Consider the following 17,600-nt stretch of genomic DNA (forward strand, 5'->3'; position numbering starts at 1 on the left):
CCCGTCGAGAGCATTCCGTTCCGGATCGCAATTACCATGGAGCCATGCCGGATCTCCGTGGCCGCTCCGCCCGCCCCGAGGGCGTCGGCCGTCCGCGCGACCCGTCCATCGACGCCGCGGTGCTCATGGCCACGCTTGCCGCGCTGTCCGAGCACGGCTACACCCACCTCAGCCTCGAGGACGTCGCACGGCGGGCCGGGACGACCAAGCCCGCGATCCGGCGGCGTTGGCCCGGGCGGCAGCAACTGGTGCTCGCCGCGCTCGGCAGCCGGCTGGACGCCGTCGACGGCCCGGACTCGGGCTGCACGCTGTGCGACCTGGACGAGTCGCTGAAGGTCTTCGTGGCCGCGTTCGAGCAGCTCCCGCCGGACGTGCTCGGCCCGCTGCTGGCCGACTGCGCGTCCGACGACGCCCTGCGCGAGGGGTTCATGACGACCTTGTTCGACCCGCCGCGGCGGGCGGTGGCGCGCACCCTGGACCGCGCCCGTGCCCGCGGTGACCTGCGTCCCGACGCCGACCTCGACCTCGTCCTCGACCTGCTCGGCGCGCTGGTCCACTACCGCGCCCTGTTCGGTCACGCCCACACCGGCGACCTCGAGCTGGAGCGGGCGGTCGAGACGCTGCTGCAAGGCGTCGCGGCGGACTACCCGGCGCTGCTGGAACACAGCGCATCGCTCAGCGGCGCCGCGTCGCTGCACGGGCTGCACACCTGGGCCGTGCGACGATCGGCGCCATGAGCCGAGAGCTGCGCACGATCTTCGACGAGGACGCGGCGCTCTACGCGCGGGTCCGGCCGGGCTACCCGGAGGCGGTCTTCACCGCACTCGGCGAGCTGGCCGGTCTGGGTCCGGCGGCGCGGGTGGTCGAGATCGGTCCCGGTACGGGGCAGGCGACGGTCGGCCTGGCGGCGACCGGCGCGCACGTCGTCGCCGTCGAGCTGGGCGCGAACCTGGCGGCGGCGCTGCGCTCGCGCACCGCCGGCCTGCCCGTCGAGGTGGTGGAGGCGGCGTTCGAGCGGTGGCCGGCGCCGCCCGCGTCGGCCGACCTCGTCACGTCGTTCACCGCCTGGCACTGGGTCGATCCCGCGGTGCGGGCCGAGCGGGTGGCGGCCGTGCTGCGCCCGGGCGGCGCGCTGGCCACGGTGGCGACGGAGCACGTGCTCGGCGGCACGGCCGACTTCTTCGCCTACGCGCAGGAGTGCTATGAGCGCTGGGACCCGGCGACGGAGCCCGGCCTGCGGCTGCGCGCGGCCGACACCATCGAGCCGTTCACCGACGAGATCGACGACTCGCCGCTGTTCCAGCCCGCGGTCCGGCGCCGCTTCCGCGCCGACGTCACGTACGACACCCAGGGCTACCTCGACCTGCTGTCGACGTACTCCGGCCACCGGGCGCTCCGCCCCGACCTGCGCCGCGGGCTGTTCGACGGCATCGGCGACCTGATCGAGCACCGCTACGGCGGCAGCGTCACCAAGGCCTACCTCTACGAACTGCGCGTCGCCCGCACGTGGCCGAACAGCCGCTGACCGGCGGCAATCTCACGCCCGGCGTCGTCCGGGTCGGCGACACGGTGCGCCGCCCGGCCGGGCCGCACTCCGCCTTCGTCGCGGCGCTGCTCACCCTGCTCGCCGACCGCGGCTTCGACGGCGCGCCCCGCTACCTCGGCACCGACGAGGGCGGTCGCGACGTGCTCAGCTACCTGGACGGCGACGTCCCCGCACGGTTCCGGACCTGGACCGACGCCCAGGTGCACGCGGCCGCGGCGCTGCTGCGCACCTTCCACGACGCCACCCGGGGCAGCCGGCTGGCCGGGCCGCACGCCGTCGTGTGCCACCACGACCCAGGCCCGAACAACGCCGTGTTCCGCGATTCGTCGGCGCGACGGTTGTCGGTGCCCGCCCGTAGGGTGGGATTCCCTCCCAGCCGGGCGGGGACCGTACCCGCCCAGCGACCGGTCGACGGCCTGCCGGTCGCGTTCATCGACTTCGACTTCGCCGCGCCGGGCGACCCGCTCGAAGACGTCGGCTACCTGGCGTGGACCTGGTGCGTCTCGTCCAAGCCGACGGCGCCTGAGCCAGCAGCGCAGGCCCGGCAGCTGAGCGTCGTCGCGGACGGCTACCGGCTCGACGATGGTCAGCGGGGCGGGCTGGTCGACGCGATGCTGGAGCGGCTGGAGCGCAACGCGCGCTGGTGGGCCGGCCGGCCCGAGGAGGCGGCATCGGCGCGGACGGCGTGGTCGTGGCGGGAGCACGCGTTCGTCCGCGCCCACCGCGACCGGTTCACGGCCGCCCTCGCCGACGGCGCCGGGCGGCGATGACGTCGCGCAGCGGCGGGACGACGACGCCGGCCTCGGCCATGCGGCGGCGGACCAGGCGGCGCGACCGCAGGATCCCGGCCAGCCCGATCGTCCACATCACGTACTGCACGCACATCGCCACCCGGAAGTCGCCCAGCTCGTACGCGGTCGCCGACGCGCCGCCGCTGCGTGCGTCCAGCACCAGACCGATGGCCAGGATGGTGAGCAGCGACGCCACGAACCCGCCCACGTTGACGATGCCGGTCGCGGTGCCGAGGCGGTTCGGCGGGTTGAATGTGCGGGCGAAGTCGAATCCGATCATCGAGCCGGGGCCGCTCAGCGCCATCGACAGCACCAGCAGCACCAGCAGCCAGCCCGGCGCCCGCCCGGGCAGCAGCAGGACGGCGGTCCAGGCGGCCGCGTTCGCGAACACGATCCCGAGCACCAGCCACGACCGCCGCAGCGGATGCCGCTGCACCATGACACCGATGACCGGACCGGCCACCACGCCGGCCAGCACCGTCAACGTCAGCAGCGCGCCGGCCCCCGCCTCGGAGACGCCCTCGCCGGAGACCAGGAACGGGAACCCCCACATCAGCGCGAACACGGTGCCGGAGAACTGGGTGGTGAAGTGCGTCCACAGCCCCAGCCGGGTGCCCGGATGCCGCCACGCCGTGACGAGGTCCGCGCCCAGGTGGCGCATGGAGCCGTCGGCCACCGGCTGCGCCCGCGCCGACGGGGTGTCGCGCAGCGCCGCGGCGGCCAGCACGCACACCAGCAGGCCGGTCGCGGCCGCCGAGCCGAACGCCGTGCTCCACCCGTAGGTGTGCAGGACGGCGACGAACGGCACCGCGGACAGTATCTGGCCTGCCTGCCCCACCAGGCCGGTGAGCTGCGTCATCACCGGGACCCGGCGGGGCGGGAACCAGGCCGCCACGATGCGCAGGACGCTCACGAAGGTCAGGGCGTCGCCCATGCCGACGAGCACCCGCCCGGCCGCGGCCATCGGCACCGACTCGGCCACGGCGAGCAGCGCCTGCCCCGCCGCCATCAGCAGCGCACCGGCGATGACCAGCCGGCGCCCGCCGATGCGGTCGAGCAGCATGCCGATCGGGATCTGCAGCCCCGCGTAGACCACCAGCTGTAGCACGACGAACGAGGCGAGCACGCTGGCCGACACGTCGAACCGGCCGGCCGCGTCGAGTCCCGCCACCCCGAACGTGGTGCGGTGCATGACCGCGACGATGTAGGCGGATACGCCGACGCACCAGATGGTCCAGGCACGGCGCGGAGTCGGCATCAGGGTTCCATTGTCCACCGCCGCCGGCCGGGACGGCCGCGAAGGACCCGGCACCCCAGGAGGGAGCACCGGGCCCTTCGTCTTCGGTCACGAGGGCATGTGACCATTCCGACTGCGGGTTTGATTTCAGGCGGTCCCCACAATCGGAAGTGGCGGCTCGAAAACCACCACGTCCGAGAATTGCGCGGCTGCTCACAACGCATGACGATCTCGCGCACAAGTTCCTGGGCAAAGGCTTCTAGACGGGCGAAAGACTTTCAGAGATCGACTTGTCGTGCATGTCGACGCGCCCGGACCTGGGAACACGCTGACCGGTTTGCCGGTAAACGTCAGGAAAGATCGGCCGATCGGTGGAGGGCCGAATGGGTCCTACGACGGTGTCGCCGGAATTGTCAGGTGGCGGCCGTGCGAATGTAGGACGAGAGGGAGTCGCGCTCGACCTCGAGTTCGGTGATGCGGATCTTCACGACGTCGCCGATGCTGACGATGCCGTCGAGCCCGCCCGCGTCGGAGACCACCGGCATGTGCCGGAACCGGCCCAGCGTCATGGCCGCGGCCAGCTCGTCGATGTGCTGGTGCGGCGCGCAGGTCTGGACGTCGGCGGTCATGATCGCCGAGACCGGCTCAGAGAGCACACTGGCGCCACGGGCGGCCAGCGCCCGGACGATGTCGCGCTCGGAGACGATGCCGCTGATCGTGTCACCGTCCGGCGACACCACGACGGCGCCGATGCGGTTCTCGGCCAGGACGGTGAGCAGAGTGCGGACGTCGGTGTCGGGGGGCACCGTCACGACGCCCTTGCCCTTGGACCGGATGATGTCGGAGATGCGCATCGGGGGCCTCCTCGCCGCTCGGAGTACTCCTGGTGCCATTGAACCGTACGGCGTTCGCGTCGATCCGGAAAGGTTTCGGAACAGTCGAGAGTGCTTTACCCCGAATTGTCCGCTCCAGTCGGGGCCGCACCGGTCGATCCGCGCACCACCAGCTCGGGCGTGAACAGCAGTTCCGCGCGGTCGGCGGGCCGTCCGGCGATCTGCTCGAGCAGCGCCTGGACGGCCGCGGCGGCCATCGCCGGGACCGCCTGCCGGACGGTGGTCAGCGGCGGGTCGGTGAACGGAATGAGCGGGGAGTCGTCGTACCCGATGACGGAGACGTCGCCGGGCACCGTGAGCCCGCGCTGCCGGACCGCCCGGACGGCGCCCAGGGCCATCAGATCCGACCCGCACACGATGGCGGTGCAGCCGGCGTCCAACAGCCGCGAGGCACAGGCCCGGCCGCCCTCGACGGTGAAGAAGGACGTCGCCACCAGGCCGTCCGGGTCCGGCGCGCCCGGGACCGCCCGCAGCGCCCGGGTGAACCCCTCGATCTTGCGGGCCGCCGGGACGAACCGGCGCGGCCCGATCGCCAGTCCGATGCGACGGTGCCCGAGCGACGCCAGGTGCTGCACGGCCAACTCGGCCGCGGCGACGTCGTCGGTGGACACGAACGGGACGTCCAGGCCGGGGACGAACCCGTTGACCAGCACGATCGGCAGCCCCAGCTCGCGCAGACGGTGGTAGCGGGCCGGTCCGGCGGTGCTGTCGGCATGCAATCCGGACACGAACAGGATGCCGGCGACGCCGCGGTCGACCAGCATCTCGACGTACTCGTCCTCGGTGACGCCGCCGGGCGTCTGGGTGCACAGCAGCGGGGTGTACTCGCGCTGCGCCAGAATCGTCTCGATGACCTGCACGAACGCCGGGAAGACGGGGTTCTCCAGCTCGGGCACGATGAGCCCGATGAGCCCGGCGCTGGTCGAGCGCAGCCGGCTCGGCCGCTCGTAGCCCAGGACGTCGAGCGCCGCCAGCACCGCCTGTCGGGTCTGCGCGGCCACGCCCGGCTTCGCGTTGAGCACCCGGCTGACCGTCGCCTCGCTGACCCCGGCATGCAGGGCGACGTCGCTGAGCCGCACCGTCATGGACGGACGGTACCGCGCGGCCCGTACCGGCCGGGGTCGGCGCGACGCCGGGCGTGACCTACCTCACGCCCGGGTGACGGATCGAGGGCCGACCTATAGTGTCTCGTATCACCCGCAACCTGGCAGTCGCTCGCGGGACAACTTCATACCCGTCCACTTCACAACGGATCGTCCGGCACGTACCTGCCGGTGAAGGGAATCAACGATGGCTACGGTCACGTTCGACAAGGCCACCCGCATCTACCCGGGGACCGACAAGCCGGCAGTCGACGCTCTCGAGCTCGCCATCGAGGACGGGGAGTTCCTCGTGCTCGTCGGCCCCTCCGGCTGCGGCAAGTCCACCAGCCTCCGCATGCTGGCCGGCCTCGAAGAGGTCGACGGCGGCGCCATCCGCATCGGCGAGCGCGACGTCACGCACATGCCGCCCAAGGACCGCGACATCGCGATGGTGTTCCAGAACTACGCGCTGTACCCGCACATGTCGGTGGCCGACAACATGGGCTTCGCGCTGAAGATCGCCGGCACGCCGAAGGACGAGATCCGCCGCCGCGTGGGCGACGCCGCCAAGCTGCTCGACCTCTCCGAGTACCTCGACCGCAAGCCGAAGGCGCTCTCCGGTGGTCAGCGCCAGCGTGTCGCCATGGGCCGGGCCATCGTCCGCGAGCCGCAGGTGTTCCTCATGGACGAGCCGCTGTCGAACCTCGACGCCAAGCTGCGCGTGTCCACCCGCACCCAGATCGCCTCGCTGCAGCGCCGTCTGGGCATCACCACGGTCTACGTCACGCACGACCAGGTCGAGGCCATGACCATGGGCGACCGCGTCGCGGTGCTCAACGCGGGCCTGCTCCAGCAGGTCGACAGCCCGCTGGGCCTCTACGACAAGCCGTCCAACGTGTTCGTCGCCGGGTTCATCGGCTCGCCGGCCATGAACATCGCGACCTTCGACGTCAAGGACGGCCGCGCCACCCTCGGCAACGCCGACGTCGCCGTCCCGGCGTCCATCTCCGCGAAGGTGGCGGCGGAAGGCTCCGACACCGTCGTCCTGGGCTTCCGGCCCGAGTCGCTGACCCCGGCGTCGGCCGAGGAGGCGGGCGGCATCCCGGTGCTCGTCGACGTCGTCGAGGAGCTCGGCTCCGACGCCTACGTCTACGGCCGCCCGGCCGGCCCGGCCGCCGAGGAGCAGGCCGACCGCCTGCGCAGCGACCAGATCATCGCGCGGGTCGAGCCGCGCAACGCGCCGCAGAAGGGCGAGAAGATCAACTTCACCGTCCGTCAGGGCAGCGAGCACTTCTTCTCGGTCAAGACCGGCGAGCGGCTGGAGCCCTGACCCACCGCTGACCACCAGCTGAACGCCGCGGCGAGGATCCGGCGGCTCCGTACGGGACAATGGTTCCATGGAGCTTCGGATCCTCGCCGCACCGCGCGAGCAGCAGGCGCTCCTCGACCTGCCCTGGGACATGCCGCTGGAACAGTGGCCCGAGTGGTACCTGGTCGCGCTCCCCCGCGGCATCTCGCGCCACGTCGTCCGGTTCACCCGGCTCGGCCGCAACGTCTACGCGCTGAAAGAGATCGTCAAGCCGTACGCCGACCGCGAGTACCAGATGCTGCGCGACCTCGCCCGGCTCGGCGTCCCCGCGGTCCAGGCGGTCGGCGTCGTCAGCGGCCGCGAGGCCCCCGACGGCGAGTCGCTCGACTCCGTCCTCGTCACCCGGCACCTGCAGTTCTCGCTGCCGTACCGCGCGCTGTTCGCCCGCATGATGCGCCGCGACACCGTCGACCGCCTCATCGACGCGCTGGTCGTGCTGATCGCCCGGCTGCACCTCACCGGCTTCTACTGGGGCGACTGCTCGCTCTCGAACACGCTGTTCCGCCGCGACGCCGGCGCGTTCGCCGCCTACCTCGTCGACGCCGAGACCGGTGAGCTGCACAACGGGCTCAGCGACGGACAGCGGGCGCACGACCTCGACACCGCCCGCACGAACATCGCCGGCGAGATGATGGACCTCCTCGCCGCCGGCCAGCTGGACGAGAGCGTCGACCCCATCGCCGTCAGCGACCAGGTGGTCGAGCGGTACACGGCGCTGTGGACCGAGCTGACCGAGTGGGAGGCGTTCGACGTCAACGAGCGGTGGCGCATCGCCCGCCGGGTCGACCGCCTCAACGAGCTGGGCTTCGACGTCGACGAGCTCGACATCGTCACCGACATCGGCGGCCGCACCATCCGCGTCCAGCCGAAGGTCGTCGACCCCGGCCACCACTCGCGCCGGCTGCTGCGCCTCACCGGCATCGACTCGCAGGAGAACCAGGCCCGCCGGCTGCTCAACGACCTCGACACCTACGCCGCCGTCACCGAGCAGCAGGGCGAGGACGAGGAGATCGTCGCCAACGCGTGGGTGCTGGACAGTTACGAGCCGGTGCTGCGGGCCATCCCGCGCGAGCTGCGCGGCAAGCTGGAGGGCCCGGAGATCTTCCACGAGGTGCTCGAGCACCGCTGGTATCTCTCCGAGAACCTCGGCCGCGACGTCGGGCTCGAGGAGGCCGCGCGCGACTACGCCGACACCGTCCTGCGGCACAAGCCGGACGAGCTGGCCATCCTGGGCGGCACCAGCGCCGAGGCCGACACCACCCAGCCGTTCCGCATCACGTGGAGCGACCTCCAGTAACCCGACCTGTTATGGTGCTCCGCGCGGGCACATGACATTTGGGAACTGGATGAGGCACCACACCATACGAACCCGCAGTCTCTTCGCGGCCGCGGCCATCGGCGTCGCCCTCGTGCTCGCCGCGGCGGGCCCGGCGAGCGCTCAGGACGAACCGCTCACCACCGAGAACCCCCGACCCAACTCCGCGCCGCTGACCGGCGGCGACGCGGCCTATGAATACGCACCGACGATCATCGCCGAGAACGGCGTGTACCGCATGTGGTACTGCGCGCAGCACCCACAGGGCGCCGTGCCCGGCGACGACATCCTGTATGCGGAGTCGCCGAACCTCGACGGCCCGTTCACCGCGCCGGGCGGCGGCGAACCGCTGATCGTCTTCGAGGGGCGCGGCGACGGCAGCTTCGACGGGCAGCACACCTGCGACCCGTCCGTCGTCAAGGTCGACGGCACCTACTACATGTACTACGGCGCGGCCGTGAACGACGGCGCCACCACCATCGGCGTCGCCCGCAGCTCCGACGGCCTCAGCTGGGAGCGCATGACCGACCAGCCGATCATCGCGCCGGCGAACCAGCAGGACACCGGCAACACCTACGGCGCCGGCCAGCCCAGTGCGGTCTACCTCGACGGGCAGTTCTACCTGATCTTCACCGACACCACCGGCGCCGGCGCGCTGCCCACCAACGGCGCGGGCCAGTTCGCCTGGCGCTCGGCCGACCCGACGTTCGCCTCCGGCACCGAGGTGTTCACGGCCGAGGGCTGGCAGTCCGGTACGCCGGAGAACAACCGCAGCTTCTCCGTGGCGAACGCGTTCTCGGCGGACTGGCAGTACTCCGACGAGCTCGAGTCGTTCGTCATCGCCCACAACAACGACGCCGGCCGCACCACGCTGACGTTCCTCGGCACCGAGAACCTCGCCGAGCACCCGTGGGCGCCGGTGAACATCGAGGGCCCATGGGTCGAGGGCCCGGGCATCGTGTCGAAGCCCGACAAGCACGCCGTCGACGACAATGGCGGCGAGTGCGGCCGGGTGCCGTTCGACGTCATGCACGCGAGCCGGGCCGACGGCGTCCCGCCGCAGGACCTCGTGCACAAGGGCATCGACGTCGTGGCGCCGATCGAGTGCGAGACGCCCACCCCGACCCCGACCGAGGACCCGACGGACGACCCGACCGACGATCCCACGGACGACCCGACCGAGGACCCCACCGAGGATCCGACGGACGAGCCCACCGAGGATCCGACGGACGAGCCGTCCGAGAGCCCGACCCCGACGCAGGAGCCGACCGAGGAGCCGACGCCGTCGCCGTCGCCCACCTCTGACGACGACCTGCCCGACACCGGCGCCGGCAGCACCGGCGTGCTGGTGACGTTGGGCGTGGCCCTGGTGGCCGGCGCGGCGCTGCTGTACCGGTACCGCCGCGGCACGGTCGCGTAACGCAGCACGGAAGACGACGAGGGGTGGACGGCCGCGTGGCCGTCCACCCCTCGTCGTGTGTACTCAGACGCGGTAGGGCGCGTCGCCGCGGACGACGTCGGTGACCTCCTCGTTCACCGGCCGGATCTCGACCACGCCGCCGACGCCGCACGGGATGCGCGCAGCGATGGCCGCCGCCTCCTCGGGCGTCTCGCAGTCGACCAGGTAGTAGCCGGCCAGTAGTTCCTTGGCCTCGAGGAACGGGCCGTCGGTGATGGCGGGCGCGCCGCCACGGGCGCCCGCGCGCACCGTCAGCACGCCGGAGCCGTCGCCGAGCGCGGCCGAGCTGAGCACCGTCCCCGACTCGTTGAGCTCCTTGAACAGGGTGACGTGCCCCTGCAGCCGGGCCTCCGCCTCGGGGTCGGGGCCCGCGCCCGCGTTGTTGTAGATGAGCATCAGGTACTTCACGGGGTTCACCCTCTCACGACTCCCATGTGATGCAGGTCACATTTGTCGATGTCGAAATCCGTCCCGCGACCGCGACGTACCGGATGACAGCGCGATCGAAGGACCTGAGAGAGGGATTACCGTGACGACCATCGACACATCGGCTCCCGTGGAGCGAGCCGGCAAGCGCGAGTGGATCGGCCTGGCCGTACTGGCCCTGCCCACCCTGCTGCTCGCACTCGACATGAGCGTTCTCCACCTGGCGGTGCCGCACCTGGCCGCCGACCTGAAGCCGAGCAGCACCCAGCTGCTGTGGATCACCGACATCTACGGCTTCATGGTGGCCGGCTTCCTCATCACCATGGGCACCCTCGGCGACCGGATCGGCCGCCGGAAGCTGCTGATGATCGGTGCCGTCGCGTTCGCCGCGGCTTCGGCGCTGGCCGCCTTCTCGACGAGCGCGGAGATGCTGATCGCGACCCGGACGGTGCTGGGCATCGCCGGCGCGACGCTGATGCCGTCGACACTCGGCCTGATCAGCAACATGTTCAAGGACCCGAGGCAGCGCGGCGTCGCGATCTCGGTGTGGATGAGCTGCTTCATGGGCGGCATGGCGCTCGGCCCGGCCATCGGCGGGGTGCTGCTGGAGGCGTTCTGGTGGGGCGCGGTGTTCCTGCTCGGCGTTCCGGTGATGGTGCTGCTGCTGGCGACCGCCCCGATCCTGCTGCCCGAGCACCGCAACCCCGACGCCGGCCGGCTCGACCTCGCCAGCGTGGGCCTGTCGCTGGGCGCCATCCTGCCCGTCATCTACGGCCTCAAGGAGCTGGCGAAGGACGGCGTGAGCACTGAGTCGCTGGGCGCCGTGGTCCTCGGCCTGGTCGTGGGCGTCACGTTCGCCCGCCGGCAGCTGCGGCTGGACGACCCGCTGCTGGACCTGCGGCTGTTCAGGAACAAGCGGTTCAGCTCGGCGCTCGGCATCTTCTCCGTCGGCGGGTTCGCGATGGGCGGCATCTTCCTCTTCGTCGCCCAGTACCTGCAGCTGGTCGAGGGCCTGTCGGCGCTGGAAGCCGGGCTCTGGATGGTCCCGCCGGCTGTCGCCATGATCGCCGGCACCATGTACGGCCCCGCGCTGAGCCGGACGTTCGGCGCCGGCTGGGTGATCGGCGGCGGGATGGCGTTCTCCGCCGTCGGACTGCTCCTGATGACGCAGGTCGGCGCCGCCGGCGGCCTCGGTCTGATGATCGTCGGCATGATCATCGCCAACGTGGGCATGGGCCCGGGCGCCTCCCTGACGACGGACATCGTGATCGGCTCCGCCCCGCCGGAGAAGGCCGGCTCCGCGGCAGCGGTCTCCGAGACCAGCGCCGAGTTCGGCATCGCCCTCGGCATCGCGACGCTGGGCAGCCTGGGCACCGCGATCTACCGCTCCGACCTGACGGTCCCGGCCGGCACGCCCGGCGAGCTGGCCACCGCCGCCCAGGACTCGCTGCCCGGCGCCACCGTGGCCGCCGCGGAACTGCCCGCCGACGTGGCCGGCCCGCTCATCGAGGCCGCCCGCGAGGCGTTCATGACCGGTCTCACCACGGTCGCCAGCATCAGCGCCGCCGCCCTGCTCGTCTTCGCGGTCGTCGGTGTGACCCTGTTCCGCCGGTTCCAGCCGGCCGCCCACGCCCCCGAGCAGGCGACGGCGGACCTGACCGACGCCGAGCCGGAGCCCGTCGCGGCCTGACCTTCGAGCGCTGTCCCGGGAGCCGGGACCGGTCCACCAAGACCGGTCCCGGCTCTCGCGCGTTCAGCGCCGGGGAACGGCGGGGACCGGGCGGTCCGGCCCGGCCACGCGGGTGTCGAACCTGGTGCTGGCCAACGCCCGCTCGGCGATCATGATCAGGTCGTGCACCTCGCCGGCGATGTAGGCGGTCGCGCCGCGCTCGATCGCCTTGGTGCGCAGGATCCCCGCCTGACGTAGCTCCTCCAGCGCCGCCGTCGCGGCCGGGAACAAGACGTGAAGGATCCGCGTCAGCGTCGTCGCGGTCACCACCGGCGCCTCCGACAGCTGCCCGAGCAGACGCGCGACGGCTGAGTCCGCCCGCGGCGCTGCCCGCAGCCCGATCGAGCCGCGATACGCGGCCAGGCGCGCCTCCCATTCGGCCCGCAGCTCGTTGATCCGGTCGCGCAGGGAGGACGACTGCTCGACCGCGATCGCCGACGCGTGCAGATCCGCGAGGTCGTCACGGCGCCCAACCGCGACACCCGCATCGTCGGCGCCGCCGCCTACGAGTCCGGCGACAACAGCATCGTGCTGGTGCTGCGCAAACCCGCCCACGTGGACGTCACACTGCACCGGCTGGACCCGCTCTACCGGGTGCACGAGACCGACGTCTACACCGGCCCGCTCGATCGCGGCCGCCAGCGGCTGCCGCTCGGCCGCCGGGTCGGCCGGGGCGAGCGGTTCCTCGTCTTCGAGGCCGACCGCGAGACGACGGTGCATCCGCTCGGCTGAGCCGTCCTCGCCGGAACGGGGTGGGTCGCCGGCCGCGAGACGATCAGTCGCCGGCCGCGAAACGATCAGGTGACGCAACCCCCGGCGATCGTCGCGTGTACGTCACCTGATCGTTTTCGGTCCGCATGCTGAAGTTGATCAGGTGACGAAACGTGGCCGTCGCCAGGTCCTTCGTCACCTGATCGTTTACCTGAAGATGATCAGGTGACGAAGGGCGTCCAGGCGCGCGGCGACCGGACGAACAGGCCCAGCCACGCGTTGACGGCCGCGCTGGCCGCCGCACGACCGTCATGTCGTTGGCGACCAGGCGAGCCTGCTCGCTCACGCCCCGCACCGACTCAGACTGCCCCAGCTCGGCCAGCGCCACCTGCTGCGGCGACGACGCGATCCCCTCGATGCGGGAACTGGCGATCCCCGACAGGCCGTCCGCATCCGGTCCGTTCAGTGCACGGATGTAGCACCTAAGTTCAAGGTCACAAACTCAAATAGTCGTGCGAACGATGAAAGGCTAGTTACGACCGCTGGCGCAACGCCTCGTAGAGGACGACGGCGCCGGCGGCGGCCGCGTTGAGGGAACTGGCGCCACCGGTCATGGGGATGCGGGCGATGACGTCGCAGGCGTCGCGCCAGGCACGGCTCATGCCGGTGGTCTCGTTGCCGATCACGACGACGACGGCGCCGGCCAGCGGGGCGCCCACCAGCTCCACCGTGCCCGTCTCGTCGGTGCCGACGACCGTCGCGCCGGCGGAGGCGGCCCAGGTGAGCAGCGGCGCCGGCCCGGGCAGCCGCAGCACCGGGATGGTGAACACCGACCCGGTGCTGGCCCGCACCGACTGCGGGTCCCACGGGTCCGCCGCATGCCCCGTCACCACGACGGCGTGGGCGCCGAGCGCGTCCGCCGACCGCACCAGCGACCCGACGTTGCCGGGCGACGCGGGCCGGTCGAACACCACGATCAGCGGCGCGGCCACCTCGGGCAGCCGGGAGACGGAGTCGGAAGGACGGCGGACGACGGCGAGCAGCTCGGGCGCGCCGTCGGAGCGCTCACCCAGCTCGGCCAGCAGTGACGGCGCCACCCGCACGACCGGCGCGAGCCCGGACGCCATCAGGTCCGACGCCCAGGACGACGGGCGCGGCCGGCCGTCGAACAGCAGGGACACGAACGGCACCCCGGCCGCGGCGGCCAGCGTGATCGGCCGCACGCCCTGGACCAGCAGTTCGCCGCTGGCCTGCCGCTTGGACCGGTTGGTCAGCAACGCCTGCCACTGCTGGAAGGTGGCGTTGCGCCGCTCGACCATCCTCACCCGGGCGACCGCAGCTCACGCGAGATGACCAGCCGCTGGATCTGGTTGGTGCCCTCGAAGATCTGCATCACCTTGGCCTCGCGGAAGTATCGCTCGACCGGGTGGTCGCGGGTGTACCCGGCGCCGCCGAGCACCTGGACGGCGTCCGTCGTCACCTGCATCGCGTTGTCGGTGGCGACCAGTTTCGCCACGCTGGCCTGGTGCCGGAACGGCATCGACGCGTCGCGCCGGCGGGCGGCCACCACGTACAGCGCTCGGGCCGACTCGACCCCGGCCGCCATGTCGGCGAGCAGGAAGCCGAGGCCCTGGTGGTCGATGATCGGCTTGCCGAACTGCTCGCGTTCGCGCGCGTACTCGACGGCGGCCTGCAACGCGGCCTCGGCGAGACCGGTCGCGACGGCGGTGACGCCGAGCCGGCCGGAGTTCAACGCCTCGAGCGCGATGCCGAAGCCGTCGCCCTCGCGGCCGATGCGCCGCTCCACCGGCACCCGGACGCCGTCGAGGTTGACGATGGTGGTGGGCGACGCGGTCAGCCCCATCTTCCTCTCCGGCGCGCCGAAGGACAGCCCGGGGAGGTCGGCGGGCACCAGGAAGCACGAGATGCCGCGCGACCCGTCGTCGGAGGTGCGGGCGAACACGGTGTAGAAGTCGGCGATGCCGCCGTGCGTGATCCACGCCTTGGTGCCGGTCAGCACATACGCGTCGCCGTCGCGCACCGCCCGCGTGGTCAGCGCCGCGGCGTCGGACCCGGCCTGCGGCTCGGACAGGCAGTACGCGCCCAGCAGGTCGCCGCCGATGAGGTCGGGCAGCCAGCGTTTACGCTGCTCGACGGTGCCGTGCGTGGCCAGCGGCCAGCAGGACAGCGAGTGGACGCTGACGGTCAGGGCGACGGTGGCCCACCGCTCGGCCAGCTCCTCCAGGACCTGGAGGTACACCTCGTACGGCTGGGCGCCGCCGCCGTAGGCCTCCTCGTACGGCAGGCCGAGCAAGCCGATACGGCCCAGCGTGCGGACGAGGTCGCGCGGGTACTCGCCCGCCTCCTCCGCCGCGGCCGCGCGCGGGCGCAGCTCGCGCTCGGCAATATCGCGAACCAGGCCGATCAGGTCGACGGCCTCGGGCGTGGGCAGCATGCGCTCCACGGACACGTCCGGTTACCTCCGCGGGGTCGCGCCGTGACCGAGGATCGCCCGGACGACGGCGGTGATCGGCCGTAGCCTACCGCTACTCGGCGGCGGCCCTGGCGCGGGTGACCTCGTAGAGCGCGACCCCGGCCGCGACGCCCGCGTTGAGCGACTCGACGCTGTTCGCGATGGGGATGCGCACCACCAGGTCGCAGGTCTCGGTGACGATGCGCGACATGCCGGCGCCCTCGGACCCGACCACCAGGCACAGCGGCTGGTCGAGCGCGCGGGCGGCGGCGATGTCGGTGTCGCCGGCGCCGTCGAGCCCGATGACGAACAGCCCGGCCTCCTGGTAGGCGCGCAACGCCCGGGCCAGGTTGGTCGCCTTCGCGACCGGCAGCCGGGCGGCCGCGCCGGCCGAGGTCTTCCAGGCGCCGGCCGTCATGCCGGCGCTGCGCCGCTCGGGCACGACGACACCGTGGGCGCCGAACGCGGCGGCCGAGCGGACGACGGCGCCGAGATTGCGCGGGTCGGTGACGCCGTCGAGCGCGACGACGAGCGGCACCTCGCCGGCGTCGAACGCGGCGGAGACGAGGTCGGCGGGGTCGGCGTACTCGTACGGCGGCAGCGTCAGCACCAGCCCCTGGTGCACGGCGCCGGCGGTGATGCGGTCCAGTTCCGAGCGCGGCGACTCGAGCAGCGGCAGGCCACGCTCGGCGGCGATCTTCAGCACCTCGCGGACGCGGTCGTCGCTGTCGATGCGCTCGGCCACGTAGAGCGCCTTGACCGGCACCTCGGCCCGCAACGCCTCGACGACGGCGTTGCGCCCGGCGACGGTCTCGGCGGCGCCCGGCCGGCCGGTTCCGGCGCCGCGACGAGGCGCGCCGGACTTCTCGGCCGCCTTCCGCGCGGCGGCCGACTTGCGGGCGGCCGGGTGAGCGGTGCGTTCCTCGGCCTTCGGCGTCGGCCCCTTGCCCTTGAGCGCCTTGCGCCGCTGCCCGCCGGAGCCGACGACCATGCCCTTCTTCGTGCCGGTCTTGCGCATGGCGCCGCGGCGCTGGGAATTGCCTGCCATCAGTCGTTGCCTCCGAGGTCACCGGGCTCGTCGGCGAGTTGCCAGCGAGTGCCGTCGGGGTTGTCCTCGACGACGATGCCGGCCGCCTTGAGCCGGTCACGCAATGCGTCCGCGGCGGCGAAGTCGCGGTTCTCTCGAGCCTGCTGGCGCTGCTCGAGCACGGTGTGGACGAGGACGTCGACGGCGCCGCGCAGGCGGTCGCCGCCGCTGCCGATCGTCCCGAGCCCCAGCCACGGCTCGGCCAGCGGGTCGATGCCCAGCACGCCGAGCATGGCCCGCACCGACGCGAGGTTGGCCCGCAGCTCGACCCGCTCGCCGGACGTCAGCAGTGTGTTGCCCTCGCGGACGGCGTCGAACAGCACGGCCAGCGCCTGCGGCACGGAAAGGTCGTCGTCCATGGCCGCCCGGAACGCCGCGGGGACGTCGCCGGCCGGCTGGACGTCGGTGGTCACCTCGGTGGCGCGGACGACGTAGCCCTCGATGCGCCGGAACGCCGCGGCGGCCTCGGCCAGCGCCTCCTCGGAGAACTCGACGTGGCTGCGGTAGTGCGGCGCGGCGAGGTAGTAGCGCAGCTCGATCGGCCGGATGCGCTGCACGACATCGGCGACCAGCAGCGAGTTGCCGAGCGACTTGCTCATCTTCTCGCCGGCGGTGGTGACCCAGCCGTTGTGCATCCAGGTGCGGGCGAACGCGCGCCCGGCGGCGCGCGACTGGGCCAGCTCGTTCTCGTGGTGCGGGAAGCGCAGGTCGATGCCGCCGCCGTGGATGTCGAACTCGGCGCCGAGGTACTTGCCGGCCATCGCCGAGCACTCCAGGTGCCAGCCGGGGCGGCCGTGGCCGAACGGTGTCGCCCAGGACGCGGTTTCGGGCTCGCCGGGCTTGTGCCCCTTCCACAGCGCGAAGTCGCGGGGGTCGCGCTTGCCGCGCGGGTCGGCGTCGGCGGCCGCCTCCATCTCGTCGATCTTCTGGCCGGACAGCTCGCCGTACGACGGCCACGAGCGCACGTCGAAGTAGACGTCGCCGGAGCCGTCCTCGGCCGCGTAGGCGTGACCTCGCTCGATCAGCTCGTCCATCAGCTCGACCATCTCGGGGATATGCCCGGTGGCCCGTGGCTGATAGGTGGCCGGCAGGCAGCCGAGCACCTCGTAGGCGGCGTCGAGCGCGCGCTCGTTCTCGTACGCCCACGCCCACCACGGACGGCCCGCCTCGGCCGACTTGGTGAGGATCTTGTCGTCGATGTCGGTGACGTTGGCCACGATGGTGACCTCGTACCCGTTGTGCTCGAACCAGCGACGCAGCACGTCGAAGACGACTTCCTTGCGGATGTGCCCGATGTGCGGCGGCCCCTGCACGGTCAGCCCACAGTGGTAGATCCCGACCTGGCCCGGCGTGACCGGAACGAAGTCGTGGATCTCACTGCTGGCGGTGTCGTACAGGCGAAGACTCACCGGACAAGGGTAGCGGGGGCGGGCGTCGCCGTTCCCCGATCGCGGGCACGATGGGGAACAATGAACGGTGACC

The 17,600-nt window shown here is 72.2% G+C and carries 18 protein-coding genes; 8 read left to right on the plus strand and 10 right to left on the minus strand.

Annotated features, from left to right (window positions below):
* Nucleotides 1-44 precede the first annotated feature (44 nt).
* The 3 genes from ACW62_RS13985 to ACW62_RS13995 are packed head-to-tail and all read left to right on the plus strand — an operon-like array spanning nt 45 to nt 2,316.
* Nucleotides 45-737 (plus strand): TetR/AcrR family transcriptional regulator, encoded by a 693-nt coding sequence (locus ACW62_RS13985; RefSeq protein WP_053204723.1) that lies wholly within the window; start codon nt 45-47, stop codon nt 735-737.
* Nucleotides 734-1,525: a class I SAM-dependent methyltransferase gene (locus ACW62_RS13990; RefSeq protein WP_053204724.1), complete on the plus strand. Its 792-nt coding sequence runs from the start codon at nt 734-736 to the stop codon at nt 1,523-1,525. The genes ACW62_RS13985 and ACW62_RS13990 overlap by 4 nt, the downstream gene beginning before the upstream one ends.
* Nucleotides 1,507-2,316: a phosphotransferase gene (locus ACW62_RS13995; RefSeq protein WP_053204725.1), complete on the plus strand. Its 810-nt coding sequence runs from the start codon at nt 1,507-1,509 to the stop codon at nt 2,314-2,316. The genes ACW62_RS13990 and ACW62_RS13995 overlap by 19 nt, the downstream gene beginning before the upstream one ends.
* Here ACW62_RS13995 and ACW62_RS14000 read toward each other — a convergent pair.
* The 3 genes from ACW62_RS14000 to ACW62_RS14010 form a co-directional block, all read right to left on the minus strand.
* On the minus strand, nt 2,279-3,595 hold the full coding sequence (locus tag ACW62_RS14000) for an MFS transporter (RefSeq protein WP_053204726.1): 1,317 nt from the start codon (nt 3,593-3,595) through the stop codon (nt 2,279-2,281). The genes ACW62_RS13995 and ACW62_RS14000 overlap by 38 nt on opposite strands.
* Nucleotides 3,596-3,987: 392 nt before the next feature.
* Nucleotides 3,988-4,428, minus strand: coding sequence for a CBS domain-containing protein (locus tag ACW62_RS14005; RefSeq protein WP_053204727.1), 441 nt, complete (start codon nt 4,426-4,428; stop codon nt 3,988-3,990).
* A 95-nt stretch (nt 4,429-4,523) separates the two neighbouring features.
* Nucleotides 4,524-5,552, minus strand: coding sequence for a LacI family DNA-binding transcriptional regulator (locus ACW62_RS14010; protein ID WP_053204728.1), 1,029 nt, complete (start codon nt 5,550-5,552; stop codon nt 4,524-4,526).
* A 205-nt stretch (nt 5,553-5,757) separates the two neighbouring features.
* On the opposite strand from ACW62_RS14010, the gene ACW62_RS14015 reads away from it, so the two are divergent.
* From ACW62_RS14015 to ACW62_RS14025, 3 genes are all read left to right on the plus strand, one after another.
* Nucleotides 5,758-6,879 (plus strand): ABC transporter ATP-binding protein, encoded by a 1,122-nt coding sequence (locus ACW62_RS14015; protein ID WP_053204729.1) that lies wholly within the window; start codon nt 5,758-5,760, stop codon nt 6,877-6,879.
* 67 nt (nt 6,880-6,946) lie between these two features.
* A complete protein-coding gene (locus ACW62_RS14020) occupies nt 6,947-8,215 on the plus strand; it encodes a DUF4032 domain-containing protein (RefSeq protein ID WP_053204730.1) in 1,269 nt (422 codons plus the stop codon).
* Between the two features lie 49 nt (nt 8,216-8,264).
* On the plus strand, nt 8,265-9,653 hold the full coding sequence (locus ACW62_RS14025) for an LPXTG cell wall anchor domain-containing protein (protein ID WP_053204731.1): 1,389 nt from the start codon (nt 8,265-8,267) through the stop codon (nt 9,651-9,653).
* Between the two features lie 63 nt (nt 9,654-9,716).
* Here the strand turns inward: ACW62_RS14025 and ACW62_RS14030 are convergent, their stop codons facing one another.
* Complete coding sequence (locus tag ACW62_RS14030) at nt 9,717-10,100, minus strand: YciI family protein (protein WP_083459768.1); 384 nt, start codon at nt 10,098-10,100, stop codon at nt 9,717-9,719.
* Between the two features lie 115 nt (nt 10,101-10,215).
* Here ACW62_RS14030 and ACW62_RS14035 point away from each other — a divergent pair, with 115 nt between their 5' ends.
* Nucleotides 10,216-11,808 (plus strand): MFS transporter, encoded by a 1,593-nt coding sequence (locus ACW62_RS14035; RefSeq protein WP_420843584.1) that lies wholly within the window; start codon nt 10,216-10,218, stop codon nt 11,806-11,808.
* Between the two features lie 63 nt (nt 11,809-11,871).
* On the opposite strand, the gene ACW62_RS14040 is transcribed toward ACW62_RS14035, so the two are convergent.
* A complete protein-coding gene (locus tag ACW62_RS14040; RefSeq protein WP_053204733.1) occupies nt 11,872-12,117 on the minus strand; it encodes a hypothetical protein in 246 nt (81 codons plus the stop codon).
* 171 nt (nt 12,118-12,288) lie between these two features.
* Here ACW62_RS14040 and ACW62_RS14045 point away from each other — a divergent pair, with 171 nt between their 5' ends.
* Nucleotides 12,289-12,579 (plus strand): hypothetical protein, encoded by a 291-nt coding sequence (locus tag ACW62_RS14045; protein WP_053204734.1) that lies wholly within the window; start codon nt 12,289-12,291, stop codon nt 12,577-12,579.
* Nucleotides 12,580-12,622: 43 nt separating this feature from the next.
* On the opposite strand, the gene ACW62_RS35240 is transcribed toward ACW62_RS14045, so the two are convergent.
* The 5 genes from ACW62_RS35240 to cysS form a co-directional block, all read right to left on the minus strand.
* Complete coding sequence (locus ACW62_RS35240) at nt 12,623-12,904, minus strand: hypothetical protein (RefSeq protein ID WP_205629338.1); 282 nt, start codon at nt 12,902-12,904, stop codon at nt 12,623-12,625.
* 187 nt (nt 12,905-13,091) lie between these two features.
* The gene (locus ACW62_RS14050; protein ID WP_053204735.1) at nt 13,092-13,877 is read right to left on the minus strand and encodes a TrmH family RNA methyltransferase; all 786 of its coding nucleotides are present in this window, start codon (nt 13,875-13,877) and stop codon (nt 13,092-13,094) included.
* 2 nt (nt 13,878-13,879) lie between these two features.
* Nucleotides 13,880-15,028 (minus strand): acyl-CoA dehydrogenase family protein, encoded by a 1,149-nt coding sequence (locus ACW62_RS14055; protein ID WP_157574750.1) that lies wholly within the window; start codon nt 15,026-15,028, stop codon nt 13,880-13,882.
* 76 nt (nt 15,029-15,104) lie between these two features.
* Nucleotides 15,105-16,079 (minus strand): 23S rRNA (guanosine(2251)-2'-O)-methyltransferase RlmB, encoded by a 975-nt coding sequence (gene rlmB / locus ACW62_RS14060; protein WP_053204736.1) that lies wholly within the window; start codon nt 16,077-16,079, stop codon nt 15,105-15,107.
* Nucleotides 16,079-17,527, minus strand: a complete 1,449-nt coding sequence (gene cysS, locus ACW62_RS14065) for a cysteine--tRNA ligase (RefSeq protein ID WP_053204737.1) — start codon at nt 17,525-17,527, stop codon at nt 16,079-16,081. Before cysS ends, rlmB begins: the two co-directional genes overlap by 1 nt.
* Nucleotides 17,528-17,600 lie beyond the last annotated feature (73 nt).

Source organism: Jiangella muralis, assembly GCF_001270745.1.
GTDB lineage: Bacteria > Actinomycetota > Actinomycetes > Jiangellales > Jiangellaceae > Jiangella > Jiangella muralis.

Excerpts from the sequence above, each read along its gene's own strand:
- ACW62_RS14005 (WP_053204727.1), bottom strand. The coding sequence starts at position 4,428 with ATGCGCATCTCCGACATCATCCGGTCCAAGGGCAAGGGCGTCGTGACG.
- ACW62_RS14025 (WP_053204731.1), top strand. The coding sequence starts at position 8,265 with ATGAGGCACCACACCATACGAACCCGCAGTCTCTTCGCGGCCGCGGCC.
- rlmB (WP_053204736.1), bottom strand. The coding sequence starts at position 16,079 with ATGGCAGGCAATTCCCAGCGCCGCGGCGCCATGCGCAAGACCGGCACG.
- ACW62_RS14015 (WP_053204729.1), top strand. The coding sequence starts at position 5,758 with ATGGCTACGGTCACGTTCGACAAGGCCACCCGCATCTACCCGGGGACC.
- ACW62_RS14020 (WP_053204730.1), top strand. The coding sequence starts at position 6,947 with ATGGAGCTTCGGATCCTCGCCGCACCGCGCGAGCAGCAGGCGCTCCTC.
- ACW62_RS13985 (WP_053204723.1), top strand. The coding sequence starts at position 45 with ATGCCGGATCTCCGTGGCCGCTCCGCCCGCCCCGAGGGCGTCGGCCGT.
- ACW62_RS13990 (WP_053204724.1), top strand. The coding sequence starts at position 734 with ATGAGCCGAGAGCTGCGCACGATCTTCGACGAGGACGCGGCGCTCTAC.
- ACW62_RS14000 (WP_053204726.1), bottom strand. The coding sequence starts at position 3,595 with ATGCCGACTCCGCGCCGTGCCTGGACCATCTGGTGCGTCGGCGTATCC.
- ACW62_RS14010 (WP_053204728.1), bottom strand. The coding sequence starts at position 5,552 with ATGACGGTGCGGCTCAGCGACGTCGCCCTGCATGCCGGGGTCAGCGAG.
- ACW62_RS14050 (WP_053204735.1), bottom strand. The coding sequence starts at position 13,877 with ATGGTCGAGCGGCGCAACGCCACCTTCCAGCAGTGGCAGGCGTTGCTG.